At 63.2% G+C, this 16,083-nt stretch carries 16 protein-coding genes; 6 read left to right on the top strand and 10 right to left on the bottom strand.

Translation table 11 applies throughout. The features are described from left to right. Positions 1–82: 82 nt before the first annotated feature. The 3 genes from DC522_RS02365 to DC522_RS02355 form a co-directional block, all read right to left on the bottom strand. The gene (locus DC522_RS02365) at positions 83–865 is read right to left on the bottom strand and encodes an MOSC domain-containing protein (protein WP_116527087.1); all 783 of its coding nucleotides are present in this window, start codon (positions 863–865) and stop codon (positions 83–85) included. A 232-nt stretch (positions 866–1,097) separates the two neighbouring features. After that, a complete protein-coding gene (locus DC522_RS02360; protein WP_116527086.1) occupies positions 1,098–1,367 on the bottom strand; it encodes a hypothetical protein in 270 nt (89 codons plus the stop codon). A gap of 6 nt (positions 1,368–1,373) precedes the next feature. Continuing rightward, positions 1,374–1,700 (bottom strand): hypothetical protein, encoded by a 327-nt coding sequence (locus tag DC522_RS02355; RefSeq protein WP_116527085.1) that lies wholly within the window; start codon positions 1,698–1,700, stop codon positions 1,374–1,376. A 190-nt stretch (positions 1,701–1,890) separates the two neighbouring features. Here DC522_RS02355 and clpB point away from each other — a divergent pair, with 190 nt between their 5' ends. Next, the gene (clpB, locus tag DC522_RS02350; RefSeq protein ID WP_116527084.1) at positions 1,891–4,515 is read left to right on the top strand and encodes an ATP-dependent chaperone ClpB; all 2,625 of its coding nucleotides are present in this window, start codon (positions 1,891–1,893) and stop codon (positions 4,513–4,515) included. Between the two features lie 265 nt (positions 4,516–4,780). Here clpB and DC522_RS02345 read toward each other — a convergent pair whose 3' ends face one another. From DC522_RS02345 to DC522_RS02330, 4 genes are all read right to left on the bottom strand, one after another. Then, positions 4,781–5,086: a hypothetical protein gene (locus DC522_RS02345; protein ID WP_116527083.1), complete on the bottom strand. Its 306-nt coding sequence runs from the start codon at positions 5,084–5,086 to the stop codon at positions 4,781–4,783. Between the two features lie 38 nt (positions 5,087–5,124). Beyond that, positions 5,125–5,349 carry a helix-turn-helix transcriptional regulator gene (locus DC522_RS02340; protein WP_116527082.1) on the bottom strand — a complete coding sequence of 75 codons (225 nt, stop codon included), beginning with the start codon at positions 5,347–5,349 and terminating at the stop codon, positions 5,125–5,127. Between the two features lie 154 nt (positions 5,350–5,503). Then, positions 5,504–5,908 carry a ribosome hibernation-promoting factor, HPF/YfiA family gene (gene hpf / locus DC522_RS02335; RefSeq protein ID WP_116527081.1) on the bottom strand — a complete coding sequence of 135 codons (405 nt, stop codon included), beginning with the start codon at positions 5,906–5,908 and terminating at the stop codon, positions 5,504–5,506. Between the two features lie 240 nt (positions 5,909–6,148). Next, positions 6,149–7,258 (bottom strand): S1C family serine protease, encoded by a 1,110-nt coding sequence (locus DC522_RS02330; RefSeq protein WP_116527080.1) that lies wholly within the window; start codon positions 7,256–7,258, stop codon positions 6,149–6,151. Between the two features lie 134 nt (positions 7,259–7,392). Here DC522_RS02330 and DC522_RS02325 point away from each other — a divergent pair, with 134 nt between their 5' ends. The 4 genes from DC522_RS02325 to DC522_RS34575 all read left to right on the top strand — a co-directional run bounded on the left by DC522_RS02325 (position 7,393) and on the right by DC522_RS34575 (position 10,403). Beyond that, positions 7,393–8,118, top strand: a complete 726-nt coding sequence (locus tag DC522_RS02325; RefSeq protein WP_116527079.1) for a DUF4142 domain-containing protein — start codon at positions 7,393–7,395, stop codon at positions 8,116–8,118. Positions 8,119–8,240: 122 nt separating this feature from the next. After that, entirely contained in the window at positions 8,241–8,855 is a 615-nt protein-coding gene (locus DC522_RS02320; protein ID WP_116527078.1) for a hypothetical protein, read from the top strand. A gap of 183 nt (positions 8,856–9,038) precedes the next feature. Next, positions 9,039–10,127, top strand: a complete 1,089-nt coding sequence (locus tag DC522_RS02315; protein ID WP_116527077.1) for a TRAP transporter substrate-binding protein — start codon at positions 9,039–9,041, stop codon at positions 10,125–10,127. Between the two features lie 111 nt (positions 10,128–10,238). Continuing rightward, entirely contained in the window at positions 10,239–10,403 is a 165-nt protein-coding gene (locus DC522_RS34575) for a hypothetical protein (protein WP_165820019.1), read from the top strand. A gap of 53 nt (positions 10,404–10,456) precedes the next feature. Here the strand turns inward: DC522_RS34575 and DC522_RS02310 are convergent, their stop codons facing one another. Next, entirely contained in the window at positions 10,457–11,323 is an 867-nt protein-coding gene (locus DC522_RS02310) for a DMT family transporter (RefSeq protein ID WP_116527172.1), read from the bottom strand. Positions 11,324–11,639: 316 nt separating this feature from the next. Between DC522_RS02310 and DC522_RS02305 the strand changes: the two genes are divergently transcribed. Continuing rightward, a complete protein-coding gene (locus DC522_RS02305; RefSeq protein ID WP_245443915.1) occupies positions 11,640–12,527 on the top strand; it encodes a YihY/virulence factor BrkB family protein in 888 nt (295 codons plus the stop codon). 71 nt (positions 12,528–12,598) lie between these two features. On the opposite strand, the gene DC522_RS02300 is transcribed toward DC522_RS02305, so the two are convergent. Together DC522_RS02300 and DC522_RS02295 are read right to left on the bottom strand one after the other, a co-directional pair. Next, complete coding sequence (locus DC522_RS02300) at positions 12,599–14,542, bottom strand: bifunctional 2',3'-cyclic-nucleotide 2'-phosphodiesterase/3'-nucleotidase (protein WP_116527076.1); 1,944 nt, start codon at positions 14,540–14,542, stop codon at positions 12,599–12,601. Positions 14,543–14,879: 337 nt separating this feature from the next. Continuing rightward, on the bottom strand, positions 14,880–16,034 hold the full coding sequence (locus DC522_RS02295) for a PLP-dependent aspartate aminotransferase family protein (RefSeq protein WP_116527075.1): 1,155 nt from the start codon (positions 16,032–16,034) through the stop codon (positions 14,880–14,882). Positions 16,035–16,083: the final 49 nt, after the last annotated feature.

The raw sequence follows: 16,083 nt of genomic DNA, 5'->3' as shown, positions 1-16,083 counted from the left end.
CAAGTCCGGGGATGACGCTCACGCACTGTTGTGGTTATGGAACCCCTTCCCGCGCTTCGCGCGCCGGGGATGACAGAGTTTCTTACAAGGCGAGCGTCGCCTGCTCAGTCTCGAAGTGGTCGCCGACCGCGATGCTCCCGCCGCTGAGAACTTCCGCATAGATGCCGCAGTCGAAATGCCCGTAAGCCTCCATCAGGCTCTTCGGGATTTGCAGGTCGCGGATGCCGGTGTCCGGGTCCACATTGGTGGCTGCACAACGCTCGATACGCTTCGTCACCTTCAGCCGCACGCCGGGCGCCGTGGTGAGCACCTGCCCCACGAGATCGAACTCCGCCCAAGGCGCCAATCCGTCGATGTGAACATTGCCACGGAAGCGCAAGGGATCGACGGCTGAGCCGACCACGTTCTCGAGCTGCCGCACGCTGGCGAGGTTGATAAGCGAGACAAAGCCGCGCCGAGAATCCGTGAAGCGGAAGCCATCCGGGGCTGTCAGCACCTTCGGCGGACCGCGCAGCTCCTTCGGCATGTAGCGGCGAAAGAACGCCTCGATGGCAAGCCGCCCTTCGCGCGTCGACAGATCGCCGCGTGCCACCTCGCGCCCGCCTTCCTCGATAAAGAGCGTCGTGATCCGGTCGAGATAGCGTGTCTTCAGCCGCGCCAGGCTCTCATTGCGCATGAGCATGAGAAACTTGATCTTGGGCTGATGCTGCGGAGTTTCGGGATCGAACCCGGCAGGGCCGTTCTCAATGGCGAAAAGCCGGTCGCCGGGGAAATACCCTCCCTTGGTGAGGGTGGCGGATTCCAGTGTCTCGGGCGACAGACCCTTGACCGGATAGCGTTGGAGGGAGGCGATGCGGATGCTCATGCCCTACCGATAAAAGGCGCGCGGGTATGGAGCAAGGGACCTCCGGAGATTGTTCCGCTCCACCGTCATGACCGTCCCCGGACTCGATCCGGGGATCGGTTCCGGCCATCGGGCCTTCGTCGCCGCAAAGACGTGGATCCCCGGGACAAGCCCGGGGATGACGGAAAATTGCCTAAAGAAAAGCCCCGCCGAGGGGGCGAGGCTCTTCCTGGCTCAAGCAAGATTAATGACTTTAAGAAGCATCCCCCGAGCGGGCGACCTTCGAACGCTTCAGCTGAGGCGTGAAGCCGGCCTCGCGGCCGCTGGTGCGGTCGAACTCCACCATATTCGGGTCCTTCTGCATCCCTTCGTGGGAGGTCTGGTGCTCAGGAATATTGGCGGTGGGGCCTGCCTCCTGCTTCATGCGAAGCGCCTTCTCGGCATTGGCCATCAGCTCCTGGCGGGCCTTCTCGGCCTTGCGCTTCTTGGGGTTGAGGCGGGCAAGAAAATCGGAAAATGCCATAGTGAATTACTCCTTTGCTCGCGAAAGCACGCCATCGCTCCGGTCGCTGCGATGGGTGGGCGGGGTTTCGACGTTCTGACGGTTTTCAGGGATGTCGCGGGAGGTCTTCATGGTGCCGGTGGAATCGCCGATATCCTGCTCCTCGGCCGTGACAGCTCCGGCGCCTTCGCCACCTCTGAGCACCCGTCCGCGTTTCGTCGTGTCGCCGAAGGTCTGAGGAGTCACGGAGGGCTGCTCCTCCAGGGGGCTTTCCGGTACGGCGAGCCCCAACTCGGCGTTGCGCGCCAGATCGGCGCGGGCTTTCTCGGCGTCTGAGCGCGGATCGCGCGTCATGGAAGCCTCCTTGAATTCGTTGAAATCACGTGCAGGGTCAATGCGAGGGCTTCCAGGGGGTTCCCCTCTTGTTGTTCCGGATCAATGTCCCCACCTTAAGCGCAGCGGATGCCTCCATGTGAGGGTCCGACATCGCAGGGCTGGCCTGTGCCTCTTGAGAGGGCGGGCGGGCCTGAGGAGGGATGACAATATGAATTTCGAAAAATACACCGAGCGCGCCCGGGGTTTCGTTCAGGCTGCGCAGAATCTGGCCATGCGGGAAGGACACCCGCAGCTCTCCCCGGGCCATGTTCTGAAAGTTCTGCTCGACGATCCTGAAGGCTTGTGCTCCGGTCTCATCGACCGCGCGGGCGGTCGCTCGCGCGATGCCCATGCTGCCGTCGAGCAATGGCTCGCCAAGCAGCCGAAGGTCTCCGGTTCCGCCGCGCAGCCGCAGGCGACGCGCGAGCTGATGCGCTTCTTCGACACTGCCGAAAAGGCTGCCGAGAAGGCGGGCGATTCTTACGTCACCGTCGAGCGCATGCTGCTGGCGCTCGCTGTCGAGAAGGACAGCGAAGCGGGCAAGATTCTGGCATCGGCCGGCGTGACCGCTCAGGGTCTCAACACGGCCATCAACGCTTTGCGCAAGGGCCGCACCGCCGACAATGCGACGGCGGAAAATGCTTATGATGCACTGAAGAAATACGCGCGCGACCTCACCGAGGCTGCCCGCGAGGGCAAGCTCGATCCGGTGATCGGCCGCGACGAGGAAATCCGCCGCACGATCCAGGTTCTCTCGCGCCGCACCAAGAACAACCCGGTGCTCATCGGCGAGCCCGGCGTCGGCAAGACCGCCATCGTGGAAGGCCTCGCGCTGCGCATCGTCAACGGCGACGTGCCTGAATCCTTGAAGGACAAGCAACTGCTCGCCCTCGACATGGGTGCGCTGATCGCGGGTGCGAAATATCGCGGCGAGTTCGAGGAGCGCCTGAAAGCCGTGCTGCAGGAAGTCACGGCAGCCGAAGGCGGCATCATCCTCTTCATCGACGAGATGCACACCCTCGTCGGCGCGGGCAAGGCCGATGGCGCGATGGATGCCTCGAACCTGCTCAAGCCTGCGCTTGCGCGCGGCGAGTTGCACTGCGTCGGCGCGACCACGCTCGACGAGTACCGCAAGCACGTGGAGAAGGACGCGGCGCTTGCCCGCAGATTCCAGCCGGTCTTCGTGGACGAGCCCACCGTGGAAGACACGGTGTCGATCCTGCGCGGCCTGAAGGAGAAGTACGAGCAGCATCACGGCGTGCGCATCACCGACAGCGCGCTCGTGGCCGCGGCCACGCTCTCGAACCGCTACATCACCGACCGTTTCCTGCCGGACAAGGCGATCGACCTGGTCGACGAAGCCTCGTCCCGCCTGCGCATGCAGGTCGATTCGAAGCCGGAAGAGCTCGACAACATCGACCGCGAGATCGTCCGTCTCAAGATCGAGCAGGAGGCCCTGAAGAAGGAGACGGATGCCGCTTCCAAGGATCGCCTCGAGCGCCTGACGAAGGAGCTTGCCGATCTGGAAGAGCAGTCGGCCGCCATCACCGCGCGCTGGAAGGCGGAGAAGGACAAGCTCGGCACGGCTGCCGATCTGAAGAAGAAGCTCGATGAGGCCCGCAACCAGCTGAGCCAGGCACAGCGCAACGGCGACTGGGCGAAGGCGGGCGAACTCTCCTACGGCGTCATTCCGGGCCTGGAGAAGCAGCTTGCCGATGTCGAGGCGAACGCCGACGGCGGCGGCCTGATGGAAGAGGCCGTGACGCCCGATCATGTGGCGCAGGTCGTCTCCCGCTGGACCGGCGTGCCTGTCGACAAGATGCTCGAAGGCGAGCGCGAGAAGCTCTTGCACATGGAGCAGGATCTCGCGAAGCGGGTGGTCGGCCAGCGCGAGGCGGTGGAAGCGGTTTCGACCGCCGTGCGCCGTGCGCGGGCAGGCCTGCAGGACCCGAACCGGCCCATCGGCTCGTTCATGTTCCTTGGCCCCACGGGCGTCGGCAAGACCGAGCTCACCAAGGCGCTCGCAGCCTTCCTGTTCGACGACGAGACCGCGCTCGTGCGCATCGACATGTCGGAGTACATGGAGAAGCACTCGGTCGCCCGTCTCATCGGCGCGCCTCCGGGCTATGTGGGCTATGAGGAAGGCGGCGCTCTGACGGAAGCCGTTCGCCGCAGGCCTTATCAGGTGGTGCTGTTCGACGAGATCGAGAAGGCGCATCCGGACGTGTTCAACGTCCTGCTGCAGGTGCTCGACGACGGACGCCTCACGGACGGTCAGGGTCGCACCGTGGACTTCCGCAACACGCTCATCATCATGACCTCGAACCTGGGCGCCGAGTATCTGGTGAACCAGCCCGAGGGTCAGGACACCGATGCGGTGCGCGATGAAGTCATGGGCATGGTGCGCTCGCACTTCCGTCCCGAGTTCCTCAACCGCGTGGACGAGATCATCCTGTTCCACCGGCTGAAGCGCTCGGAGATGGGTGCCATCGTCGACATCCAGCTCGGGCGTCTGCAGAAGCTGCTCGCCGACCGCAAGATCACCATCGAGCTCGACGGCGACGCTCGCGAGTGGCTCGCCCAAAAGGGCTACGATCCGGCCTATGGTGCGCGCCCCCTGAAGCGCGTGATCCAGAAGAATGTGCAGGACCCGCTGGCGGAAGCCATTCTCGCCGGCGAGATCAAGGACGGCGAGACAGTGCCCGTGCATGCAGGCCCCATGGGCCTGACCATCGGCAACGCCACTGTGCCCAAGACCACGGAGCGTCCGCCGGAAGGCGTGCGGTTGAATTGATGCAATGCTCCCGCACTTAAAGTGCGGGAGCATGCGACTCCATTTTCATCGGCGTAAACCGGGAACTGATCTCCTTCCCGTCTGCTGCACAGCCGCCGGGGACACATCCGCTCCATCGTCATGGCCGGGCTTGTCCCGGCCATCTCGCTGTGAAGAGCGCGGCGCTTTTCAGATCGGGATCACCGGCACAAGGCCCGTGATGACGCGGGTACAGATCTTTCCTCGGCTTCGACTCATCGGGGATATACGATAATACTCACATTCATCACTGTAGCAGCTTGAGCCGGGGCGGCAGGTCTTCGGCGCTGAGGCTCTCAGTCTTGCCGTGGACGTAGAGCATCAGCTCCCCATGCGCGTTCTTGTAGATGCCGTAGAGCAGACGCCCTTCCAGAGCACCCAGTTGGCTCTCGACCTTGTGTAAGCGCAACGCCTCGCGCGAAACTTGCGCGGCGAGATAGGCGATGCCCAGCACCGTCAGCATCGGAGCAATCAGCCACAGGGCCTGGATCCATTCCGGCGCAGTGTGAAACTTGCTGAGCAGGTCGGCCCCGAACGAATACGGCTGATCCATCGCTATGTCCAAAAGCGAGTGAAACCGAGAACTGAAGATCAGGCGCGCGTGAGAACGACGCCTTCCTGATTGTGTCGGGATATGAATGCGATCCCGGCCTCTATGAGAGCTTTCTCGATGGCCTGGATGGTTGAGTCCCGAACAGACTTTCCCTGCTCGAATCGTTGGAGTGCCGTAAGGGCAACAACAGCCTTGTCCGCGAGCATGACTTGATCCCATTTCAGCAGGGCGCGCGCAGCGCGGACTTGGCAAGGCGTGACCATGGGGTCACTCTTCCGAGTCGGTGCTGTGATCGCTACAAAAACAACTATAATAGTTGCCTATAAACCTGGAACAGGCAAGTGTCTGGGGGAGACAGCTACCAGCGGCGCTGGTGGCCGCCCCCGCCAATTGGTTTGAGGCTTCAGGCGAAAGTGCCTATTCCGCAGCTGCGCGAAACTCTTCCTCATCGCGAGCCGGCGGTCTGTTGCTTTCACGCAGCAGCGCGCCCTTGTCGACACGCTCGGCCTTGTCTTCACGAAGCTCGCGCTTGGATCTGCGAAGCTGCTTGGCGGCCTTCTGCAAGGCCTGCCGGAACGCGGCGTAGAGGTCCTTGTTCTTGGCCTCGCCGGTCATCTTCTTCAGAGCGCCCATCTGGATATTCACCGTGCATCGATAGGTGATGCCCTCGCGGGTGACATGCACTGAGGCGGCACTTAAGCGCCCAAAATACTTTCCTGCCACTTGGCGGATATTCGTTCTTGCGTATTCGGGAAACACCTCGCCTAGATCGACAGTTGAGCTTTGCACCAGGATAGAGTTTTCGGCGCCTTCGAGACTCATTCGTTCCTCCGTTCGTGAAGGTTCGAGGGCTAACGGCTGTTGTGCAAGAAGGTTTCAGGACGCTAGGAAACAAATTCCTCTCGGCAAAGGTTATTTACGGTTCAGCTCCCGAAAATCGGAAAGCTCCTTTGGCGGAGGAGAGCGTTAGCCTTGCACACGATTCGTCAGTCAGCAACAGGTTCTTCCGCCACGAGCGGAGCCGGCATCTGGAAGGATCAGGGCCGCGGGAACGCAGCGGCGTCAAGGCCGGCGACGCCGCTGGGCGACTTCGCCCACGTCGATCACCCGCACCTCGACCGTACGGGTGCGATTGTCCCGCATGACCTTCAGCGCCACACTTTGACCGACTCCAACCCGTTCAAGGTGATCCGTGAGATCGGATAGGCGCCGCACAGGCGCATCCCCGATGCCCACGATGATATCGCCAATGACGCCCATGGCAGGATCGACCCCGCGCAATCCTGCCTGCTCCGCAGGCGAGCCCGGCGCCACGTCGCCGACGATCACGCCTGTCACGCCAAGCTGGGCCGCAAGCGTCTCATTGGCCGCGAGAATGCCAATGCCGGGCGTGGGCACGCGGCCGCTGCGAATGAGTTCGGGCACGACACGGTTCACCACATCGACCGGAATGGCGAACCCGATGCCGGCATTCGCACCCGATGGTGAAAAGATGGCTGTGTTGACGCCGATCAGCCGTCCCGCGGAATCAAGCAGCGGCCCGCCGGAATTGCCGGGGTTGATGGCGGCATCTGTCTGGATGACATCCGCGATCTCGCGCCCGCCGCTCGTGGGCAGCCGCCGCTTGAGCGCGCTGATGATGCCGGTGGTCAGCGACTGATCGAGCCCGAAGGGATTGCCGATCGCATAGGCCGTCTGTCCCACCTTCAGATCCGCCGAGCGTCCGACTGCCACAGGCGCAGGCAAGCTGCCTCGGCGACCAAGGCGCAGCACGGCAAGATCGTAGTTCGGTGCCTGTCCGACCACTTCGGCAGGCACCACCTCGCCGGAGGCAAGGCGCACCACGAAGCCGGCGCCGTTGGCCACCACATGATCGTTGGTCACCACATGACCGGCGGCATCCCAGACGAAGCCCGTCCCCGACCCGGACGGCTCGGCTTCAGTCGCAGGGCCTCCTCGCGCCGACATGCTGACCACCTGCACGACGGAAGGCGCCACAGTCTCGAACACGCGAATCGTCGAGCGCTCGAAATCGGACAGATCGCCACGCGCCACGACTGGCTGCGGCTGACGTGCGGAGAGCAGATAAGAACTCACGTAAGGCTGAAGAACGAGGATCGCGAGCAGCACCGCGACCGCCAGCATAATCATGCGTGTTGCGCGATCCTGCATCTTGCCTCCTTCTCGATCGATTGGATCACCTCACAATGGACGCACCTGTGCGCACTTCGTTCCTCCCAACCTGACGTCTCGAACAAAAGCCTCCTGCAAACGTTCGCCACGAAAGATCTTCGCAGGAGAATTCCATGTCCTCTCGCCGTCTCATGATTGCCGGCATCGCTGTTGCCTTCACCCTTCCCGCTCTTGCCCAACAGCAGAACCAGGCAATCCCCTACCCCGTCTCCCCCCAACCCACCGAGACGCAGCCCAATCAGGCGCTCGGCCAGGGAGCCGAGCAGCGTCAGCAGCGCACGCAACAGGGCGGCGCGCCGCAGGATACGCAAACACCCATGCGCCAGGGCCAGGCCGGCAGCGCGCCCGCAGCGCAGGGCCAGCAGCAATCGCAAGCGGACCGCCAATACATCCAGCAGGCGCTGGCGCTGAGCACTGTCTCGCTTCAGCAATCGAACTTCGCCCTGTCGAAGGCTCAGAATCCGCGCGTGAAGCAGTTCGCGGAATTTGAAATCGGCGAGCAGAACAACCTCACGGATATTCTGCACACTTTCGCCGATCCCGCGGCGACGGCCTCGACCACCTCAGGCGCTCAGGCCTCTGCATCGACCGCTCCTGAGTTGCCGCAGGAAGATTCCGCCGCCATGGAGCGCCTGTCGAAAGCACAACCCGGCGCAGCCTTCGACCGCGACTATGTCACCCTGCAAATTCAAGGACATCAGAAACTGCTGAGGCTGCAGGAAGATCAGCTCAAGAGTTCCGGCAGCCGCGAGATGACCAACATCGCCAAGCTCGCGCGCGGACAGATCAGGGAGCATCTCGCCATGCTCGAGATCATTCAGCAGGAGCTTGGCCGCTAAACATTTCCGGCCCCGCTTGTTTGCATGATGCGGGGCCGGAACCCCTCTTTCGACAGGTCGTTGCTTTCCAAGACTCGCGGGCTTTCTCCAGCCCACCTTAAACCTAAGAAGAGGAATATCCGATGGCGCGAGACAAGCGCGGAAATCCCCCCGAACCGGATGTGGATGAGGTGATGAACGAGCTGGCCCAGAATGAGGGCGGTGATGATTTCGTCGCAGGCCCGACCCAGCGCAATGATGTCGGCAATGCCAAGCGTGCTGCGGCAAAAGCCACTGGCGTGATGGGCGCGTCGAAGAAGCTCGATCCCGATCTCGACATCGATCACGTCGATGATGGGCGCGTGACGAGCGGCTCCAATGCCGGCATCCGCTCCTTCAAGGAAGTGCCGGAAGAGGAGGATGACGGCGCTGGCTTCCAGATGTCCAACGAGGAGATTGCGGAGGGCGTGACGACGACGGCGCAGAAGAGCCCTGCTCCTCGCTCAGCGCAGACGAACGCCGGAACAGGCCCCACCGGCATGAGCGGCGGTGCAACCTCGCGCAAGCGCGTGCCGGCTCCCGGCACTGCCGTGGATGTGCCGAAAGGAACCCTCGTGCGCGGTCATCCGACAGCGAGCCAGTCCGGCGGGCGCTCGCAATCCTCCACGGGTGACGAGAAGCCTCCGAAGCGCTCCGCGCGCGCTGGCGAGGGACAGCACCGGCGTCCCCTCTCCAAGGGAGGCTCCGAAGAGCGCTGATAATCCGATCACTCCCCTTTCGCCCCGGAAGCGCAAACTGTCCGGGGCGATCCTTTTTCGGGACCCGTCCAACTCCAAAGAGACACCTCAGACGGAAGGTGGAGTGACACGATCCCGCCTCCCGCTTTATTGATCGTTCAGCCCAAATGGCTTTTCCGAAATAAAGCGACCGAGGAAACTCCCATGGATAGAAGAAAAGTTCTCAAAGGCGCAGGCTTGGCGGCTGCTGCCGGTACTGTGGCCTCGCCCGCCATCGCGCAGGCCAACCCCGAGATTCGCTGGCGCATGTCCTCGGCGTATCCTAAGAGCCTCGACACCCTCTATGGCGCGGGCGAGATGATCGCCAAGCGCGTGGCAGCCGCGACGGACAACAAGTTCCAGATCCAGGTCTTCGCGGCCGGCGAGATCGTCGGTGCGCTCCAGACCCTCGACGCCACGCAGAACGGCACCATCGAGTGCTCCTATACCCTGTCGAGCTTCTTCATCGGCAAGGACCCGACCTTCATGTTCGACACCTCGGTGCCGTGGGGCATGAACGTGCGCCAGCACAATGCGTGGATGCATTACGGCGGCGGCCTCGAGCTGATGCGCGAGTTCATGAAGGACTACAACGTGTTCCCGATTCCCGCGGGCCAGACGGGCGCGCAAATGGGCGGCTGGTTCCGGAAGGAGATCAACTCCATTGCGGATCTGCAGGGCCTCAAGATGCGCATCGCCGGCATGGGCGGCCAGATCATGGCCAAGCTCGGCGTGGTGCCGCAGGTGCTGGCTGCGGGCGACATCTACCCTGCGCTGGAACGCGGTACGCTCGATGCGGTGGAGTTCTCCGGCCCGCATGACGACGAGAAGCTCGGCTTCGTGAAGGTCGCGAAGTACTATTATTATCCCGGTTTCTGGGAAGGCGGCGCGCAGCCCTCCCTCTATGTGAACATGGGCAAGTGGAACGAGCTCCCTGCCCACTACAAGGCCGTTCTCGAAGCGGCCTGCGCGGAAGCCAACGCCATGTGCGTCGCCAAGTACGACGCCCAGAACGCCGATGCCATCCGCCGTCTCGTGGGTCAGGGCGTGCAGCTGCGCCCCTTCCCGCGGGACGTGATGGAGCAGAGCTACAAGGAAGCCTTCAAGCTCTACGGCGAGATCGCGGCCTCCAACGCGAAGTTCAAGAAGGTGTTCGATTCCTGGAACGCCTTCCGCGAGAAGGAGCTGACCTGGTTCCGCATCGCCGAGCTGCCCTTCGACTACTTCGTCAATCAGCAGCAGGGCCAGCGGTAAGTTCAAAAAGGCGGCGCGAAAGCGTCGCCTTTTCCTCGTGTGTCGGGATCGATGCCCGTCATGCCGCGTTGTCGTGGTGACAGAACCCTCTGAGCACCATGGAGACACGGCATGAACGACAAGATGCGCAATCAAGACAAATCGCCCGACAAATCCGAACACGATGACAGGAAGCTGCCGGAGAATTCCAGGAAATCTCTCGACGAGAAGCTGGATGAAGGCGTGGAAGAGTCTTTTCCCGCGAGCGACCCGGTTTCCGTGAAGATCACGAAGTAAGGTTCGTTTTTCATGACGCATGCCCCAGGTCTCACGCCTGGGGCTTTTTGTTGTCAGCTGCGGCTTGCCACCGCGACGCCCAGCGCCGCGCAGGCCATGCCGGCCATCTGGATCAGGCTTAAGGATTCCCCGAACAGCAGGAAGGCCATGATGGCCGCGACCGGAGGCACGAGGTAGAGCAGCGTCGCCACACCGACGACGGCACCCTGCCGGATGAGGAACAGCAGCAGGCCGATGGCGCCGATGGAAAGGCCCAGGACCGCCCACGCGAGAGCCCCGATCAGCGGCAGCGTCCATTCCATCCGCCCCTGTTCCGTCAGCAGAACCATCGGCAGGGTCACGATTGCCGCGCCGATATATTGTACGAAGGCGTTGACCCGCAGATCCTGCGCGCTGCCTGCCCGCTTCTGCCAGATCGTGCCGAAGGTGATCGAGAGCATGCCGAGCACGCAGATCACAAGCGGGAAGACAGGCACGCCGCCATCCCCCAGCTTCGGCGCCACGACGAGCGCGGCTCCCAGGAACCCGAGGCCGATCCCCGCCCAGCGGCGTTGCGAGACCCTCTCGCCCAGCAGAGGTCCGGCCAGTGCCCCCGTCACCAGGGGCTGGAGCCCTGCCACCAAAGCGGAGATGCCGGCCGGAAGTCCATGCTTCACCGACCAGAACACCCCGCCGAGGTAGCACCCGTGCAGCAGGGCGCCGGCGAGGAGACCGTTCCTCCATTCCTGTCCCGTGCGCGGCCAGGGCGCCCTGACGGCAAGGACGATCAGCCCCAGCACCAGGAGTGCCAGGAGATACCGGACCAGGAGGAAGGTGAGGGGATCGGCATAGGGCGCAACCGTCCGCGCCACGATGAACCCGGTCGCCCAGATGACGACGAAGAGCGGAGGCGCGAGGCGGGCGAGAGAGGATGAGGTCATATCGGGCGGGGACCAAGGCAACAGGATGGGAAGCCTACACCTCCCGGAAGGGGACCTTCTGCCACTCCCGGGCCTCTTCTGTCGAGCGGCAGTTCAAGAACGCCTGTCTACAGCATCGGTCCCAAAAGTGCAGGTCCACTTTTCACGTCCGATGCTTTAAGGCAAAGGCCTCCTCCGGGAGGCTTTTTGCTGGAACGTTCGCCAGGAGAGCCGTTTAAAGCTGATTGGGGGCAGGAACCCGGTTAAGCTCGACACGCCTGTCGAGCTTGCCTGTTCTTCGTCGCTGCACCATCTCCAGCCCCCTGGAGCCTGATTGTTGAAACGCCTGCGCCTCTATGTCGAACTGCTCGCGATCACGATGAACCGCTTCGTGCTCCATGACGCCTGGGCGATCGCAAGCCATATCGCGCTGTCGGTGCTGACCTCGTTGTTCCCCTTTCTCATCCTGGTCACGGCGCTGGCGGGTGTGTTCGGCACCGGCACCTTGGCCGATGAGGTAGCCAACCTCATTCTCGAAGCATGGCCGAAAGAGATTGCAGGCCCGATTGCCGGGGAGGTGCACAACATCCTCACCGGGCGGCGCAGCGACGTGCTCACCTTAGGCGTGGTGCTGACCCTCTATTTTGCGTCGAGCGGCGTCGAGAGCCTGAGAGTCGGTCTGAACCGCGCCTATAACGTGCGCGAGACCCGTGCCTGGTGGCTGACACGCCTCGAATCCATCGCCTTCGTCATCGGCGGCGCCTTCGTGCTCATGGCGATGGCTCTGCTCGTGGTTCTGGGGCCTTTCATCTGGCGCGGCATCCTGCGATGGGTGCCGGCGCTACAGCCCTTCGACGGCTTGATCGCTTTCCTGCGCATCGGCGTGGCCACCCTCGTCATCGTGGTGGGCCTAATATTGGCCCACAAGCTCGTCCCTGCCGGACGGCGCAGCTTCCGCTCCGTGCTGCCGGGTGTCGGCGTGACGCTTTTCCTGTGGCTTCTCGGAGGCTTCGGCTTCAGCTGGTATCTCGAGTTCTATCCGGGCGCCTATGCCTCCACCTATGGCGGCCTCGCGACCGCCATGGTGGCGCTGATCTTCCTCTACACCTTGGGCGCGATCTTCCTTTTCGGCGGTGAATTGAACGGCACTATCCTGGCTGCCAAGCAAAGGCGGCTGGGGAAAGAGAGGCAGCCCGAACTCACCGACGTGATCACGTTTCCCTGACCGAAACAACCGCGCAAACGAAAACGGCCAGGAGTTTCGCCTGGCCGCTTCGATCTTCAAGCGCTGAGCGCTCAGCCGACGATGCGATACTTCACGAAGCCTTCCGGCGCATCACCCATCTTCTCGACCTTGATGCCGGCCGGCTGATAGGCCGCTGCATTCGGACCCGTCGTGAAGGTCATGGTGACGCTGGTGGGCACTGCGAGCGACCAGGAGCCGTCGGCCTTCGGCGCGACTTTCTTCTTCTCGATGATGTAGCGCATGATCGCATCGCGGGTGAGATCGGGCGCCTCGAACACGATGGTCGTGCCGTCGTTGCCCGGGAAGTTGCCGCCACCGCCCGCGCGGTAGTTGTTCGTCACGACGATGAACTGCTGATCGTCCGTCACGGGCTTGCCGTTATAGGTGAGATCTCTGATGCGGTGCGCATCGGGAGCGACGAGCTTGCCGTCGTTGTCGTAGCGCGAGGCTTGGGTCGGATCGATCTTGTACTGCACGCCCGCGATGACGTCGAAGTTGTAGGCCGGGAACTTGGAATTGATGAGGTCCTGCTCGCCGCCCTTTGCCGGGTCGATCTGGTTGTAGATGCCCGCCGAACGCTCGAGCCACTCGCGCACCTGCGCGCCCGTCACCTTCACGACGCGGATCGTGTTCGGATAGATGTAGATGTCCGCCATGTCCTTGATGGCGAGCGGACCGGGCTTGATGTCGGTGAAGTAGGTCGGGCCGCCGCGTCCGCCGGCCTTGAAGGGCGCGGCCGCGGACAGGATCGGAAGATCCTTGAAGGCAGACGCCTTGAGCTGGTCCGCCACATACCAGGCCTGTGCCTCGGCCACGAGCTTCACGGAAGCATCATCAGAGACGAGCGAGAAGTAGGAGTGGATCGGGACTGCCGTCGTGCCGACCGGCTCACGCACGTATTTCAGCGTGGCGTCGTGATCGGCCTGGGCTGCCGCAAGCACGGCCGCATCGGAATCCACCTTCGCCACCACCTTGCGGTCGACGCGATCATAGATCGGGCGCGCCTCGGTGCGGAAGCTCGCGACCTTCCAGGCATCGCCTTCCTTCGTCAGGTCGAGATCGATCACGCCCAGATGGCTGCCCCAGAAGCCGGCCATCACGGCAGGCTTGCCATGGAGCGTGCCCGCCTTCACGTCGACGCCCGGGATGTTGTTGAACTCCTTGCCGCCGGGGAACACGAAGTGCTGGTGGCCGGTGAGGATGACGTCGATGCCGTCGACCTTCGCCAGATGCAGCGCCGCGTTCTCTTCACCACCTTTACGCTCGCCGCCCGCGATGCCGGAATGGCAGAGTGCCACGACGATGTCAGCGCCCGCCTTCTTCAGGTCGGGCACGTGCTTGTTCGCCGCATCGACGATGTCGACAGTGGTGGCCTTGCCGTCAAGATGCGACTTGTCCCACTGCACGATCTGCGGCGGCACGAAGCCAATGACGCCCACCTTGATTGTCTGCTTGGCTCCGGCCTCGTCCACGAACTCGCGGTCGAGAATGAGCCAGGGCTTCTGCAGCAGCTCGCCGTTCGCCTTGACGACGTTGGCGCAGACCAGCGGGAATTTCGCAGCACCCAGTGAGTTCTGCAGGAACTCGAGGCCATAGTTGAACTCGTGATTGCCGAGCGTGCCGCAATCGTAAGAGAGCTCGTTCATGGCGGCGACCATGGGATGCACGTCGCCAGCCTTCATGCCGCGGCGATAGGCGATGAAATCACCCAGCGGCGAGCCCTGGATCATGTCGCCGTTGTCGAAGAGCAGGCTGTTCTTCGCCTCGCCCCGCGCCGCCTTCACGAGGGTCGCCGTGCGCGCGAGCCCCACCGTGTCGTCGGCCGCGTCGCGATAGTAATCATACGGGAAGATGTTCACGTGAAGGTCGGTGGTCTCCATGATGCGGAGCTTCACCACCGGACCGGCTGCCCAGGCGAGATTGGGCAGGCCCGCGAGAGCGGCAGCGGCCACGCCGGTCTGAAGGACGCGGCGGCGGGTAATCGACGATGTCATGAGATAGTTTCCCTCTGATGGAACGTTGTTCCTTAACCAGAGGGAAGCACAACTTTTATGACAGGATCAAGATAGCCGGCTCAACGAATCCCCGCCCGTCGACAGCCTGTGTCATCCCGGGGCTGCGGAGCAGAACCCGGGATCGGTGGCAGAATAAGGCACTGTCATCCCGGCGAAGGCCGCGATCCAGAACCGCAGGTCGAGCAAGTTTTGGCTCCGTCAGTGGTTCTGGTTTCCCGCCTGCGCGGGAATGACAGTGTCGAAGTGGCTGTGCCCGTCCTGACCACGATCCCGGATCTTCGCTGCGCTCCGTCCGGGATGACAGCCTGCAAGGGATTCACGACGCCCGCAGCGCCTCGTCGAGGTCACGGTAGAGGTCTTCCACGTCCTCGATGCCGGTGGAGAGGCGCAAGAGATCGGGCGGGCAAGGCGTTCCCGGGCCTTCGATGGAGGCGCGATGCTCGACGAGGCTTTCCACCCCGCCGAGCGATGTCGCCCTTTTCCACAGGCGCACCTTCGCGGCCGTGCTGATGGCAGCCGCCTCCCCGCCCGTAACCTGGATCGAAAGCATGTATCCGAATCCGCCCTCCATCTGCCGCGCGGCGATATCGTGGCCGGGATGCTGCGGGAGGCCGGGATAGAGCACCCGCGCCACCTTCGAATGCGCGGAGAGGCGCTGCGCGAGGTCGAGCGCGCTCTTTGCCTGCGCCGCCGTGCGCACATGGAGCGTGCGCATGCCGCGCATGAGCAGGTAGGCCTCGAAGGGACCGAGGATCGCGCCCTGCATCTTGCGGATGGAGGCGATCCTCGCCCAGAACTCGTCGGCCGTGGCGCCCGCGAGCGCACCGGCTACCACATCCGAATGACCGTTGAGCACCTTGGTCGCGGCATGCATGACGATGTCGGCGCCGAGGTTGAGCGGACGGGTATGGACCGGCGAAGCCGTGGTGGAATCCACCGCCAGTCGTGCCCCTGCCGCATGGGCAATCTCGGCAACGGCTGCGATATCGGTGATGGTCCAGAGAGGATTGGAAGGCGTCTCGACCCAGACGAGCTTGGTCCGGCCCGGCACGACCGCCTTAGCGACGGCATCGAGATCATCCGTCTCCACGAAATCGACCGCAAGGCCCCAGCGCACGGCCTCCGTCATGAGCCAGTTGCGCAGCGCCCAGTACATGACTTTGGAGGCCACGATGTGATCGCCGGGATTCAGCGCCTGGAACACGGCGGTGGCTGCTGCCATGCCGGAGGAAAACAGGAGAGCGCCGGCCTCGGCCTCTTCCAGCATGGCCAGCACGCCTTCAGCCTCACGAATCGTCGCGTTGTCCGGGCGGCCATAGACGTAGCCGGAGGAATAAGCATTGTCCTCGTCGCGGATATAGGTGGTCGCCACATGGATCGGCGGCACCACCGCTTTCGTGATCGGATCCACATGGCCCATGGCCTGGGCGGTCAGGCTGCGCTTCGACCACGGGAGACGCGATGACGACATGGGAACCTCCGAGAAGCGTGACTGTTGGGGTCACGGGTTTCAAGACGCG

The organism is Microvirga sp. KLBC 81 (genome assembly GCF_003075415.1).
Lineage (GTDB): Bacteria > Pseudomonadota > Alphaproteobacteria > Rhizobiales > Beijerinckiaceae > Microvirga.
The sequence above is the reverse complement of the archived record's forward strand: the minus strand, read 5'-3'. Positions and strand labels throughout refer to the sequence as shown.

Coding starts and splice junctions, on each gene's coding strand:
- DC522_RS02365 (WP_116527087.1), bottom strand. CDS start 865: ATGAGCATCCGCATCGCCTCCCTCCAACGCTATCCGGTCAAGGGTCTG.
- DC522_RS02360 (WP_116527086.1), bottom strand. CDS start 1,367: ATGGCATTTTCCGATTTTCTTGCCCGCCTCAACCCCAAGAAGCGCAAG.
- DC522_RS02355 (WP_116527085.1), bottom strand. CDS start 1,700: ATGACGCGCGATCCGCGCTCAGACGCCGAGAAAGCCCGCGCCGATCTG.
- clpB (WP_116527084.1), top strand. CDS start 1,891: ATGAATTTCGAAAAATACACCGAGCGCGCCCGGGGTTTCGTTCAGGCT.
- DC522_RS02345 (WP_116527083.1), bottom strand. CDS start 5,086: ATGGATCAGCCGTATTCGTTCGGGGCCGACCTGCTCAGCAAGTTTCAC.
- DC522_RS02340 (WP_116527082.1), bottom strand. CDS start 5,349: ATGGTCACGCCTTGCCAAGTCCGCGCTGCGCGCGCCCTGCTGAAATGG.
- hpf (WP_116527081.1), bottom strand. CDS start 5,908: ATGAGTCTCGAAGGCGCCGAAAACTCTATCCTGGTGCAAAGCTCAACT.
- DC522_RS02330 (WP_116527080.1), bottom strand. CDS start 7,258: ATGCAGGATCGCGCAACACGCATGATTATGCTGGCGGTCGCGGTGCTG.
- DC522_RS02325 (WP_116527079.1), top strand. CDS start 7,393: ATGTCCTCTCGCCGTCTCATGATTGCCGGCATCGCTGTTGCCTTCACC.
- DC522_RS02320 (WP_116527078.1), top strand. CDS start 8,241: ATGGCGCGAGACAAGCGCGGAAATCCCCCCGAACCGGATGTGGATGAG.
- DC522_RS02315 (WP_116527077.1), top strand. CDS start 9,039: ATGGATAGAAGAAAAGTTCTCAAAGGCGCAGGCTTGGCGGCTGCTGCC.
- DC522_RS34575 (WP_165820019.1), top strand. CDS start 10,239: ATGAACGACAAGATGCGCAATCAAGACAAATCGCCCGACAAATCCGAA.
- DC522_RS02310 (WP_116527172.1), bottom strand. CDS start 11,323: ATGACCTCATCCTCTCTCGCCCGCCTCGCGCCTCCGCTCTTCGTCGTC.
- DC522_RS02300 (WP_116527076.1), bottom strand. CDS start 14,542: ATGACATCGTCGATTACCCGCCGCCGCGTCCTTCAGACCGGCGTGGCC.
- DC522_RS02295 (WP_116527075.1), bottom strand. CDS start 16,034: ATGTCGTCATCGCGTCTCCCGTGGTCGAAGCGCAGCCTGACCGCCCAG.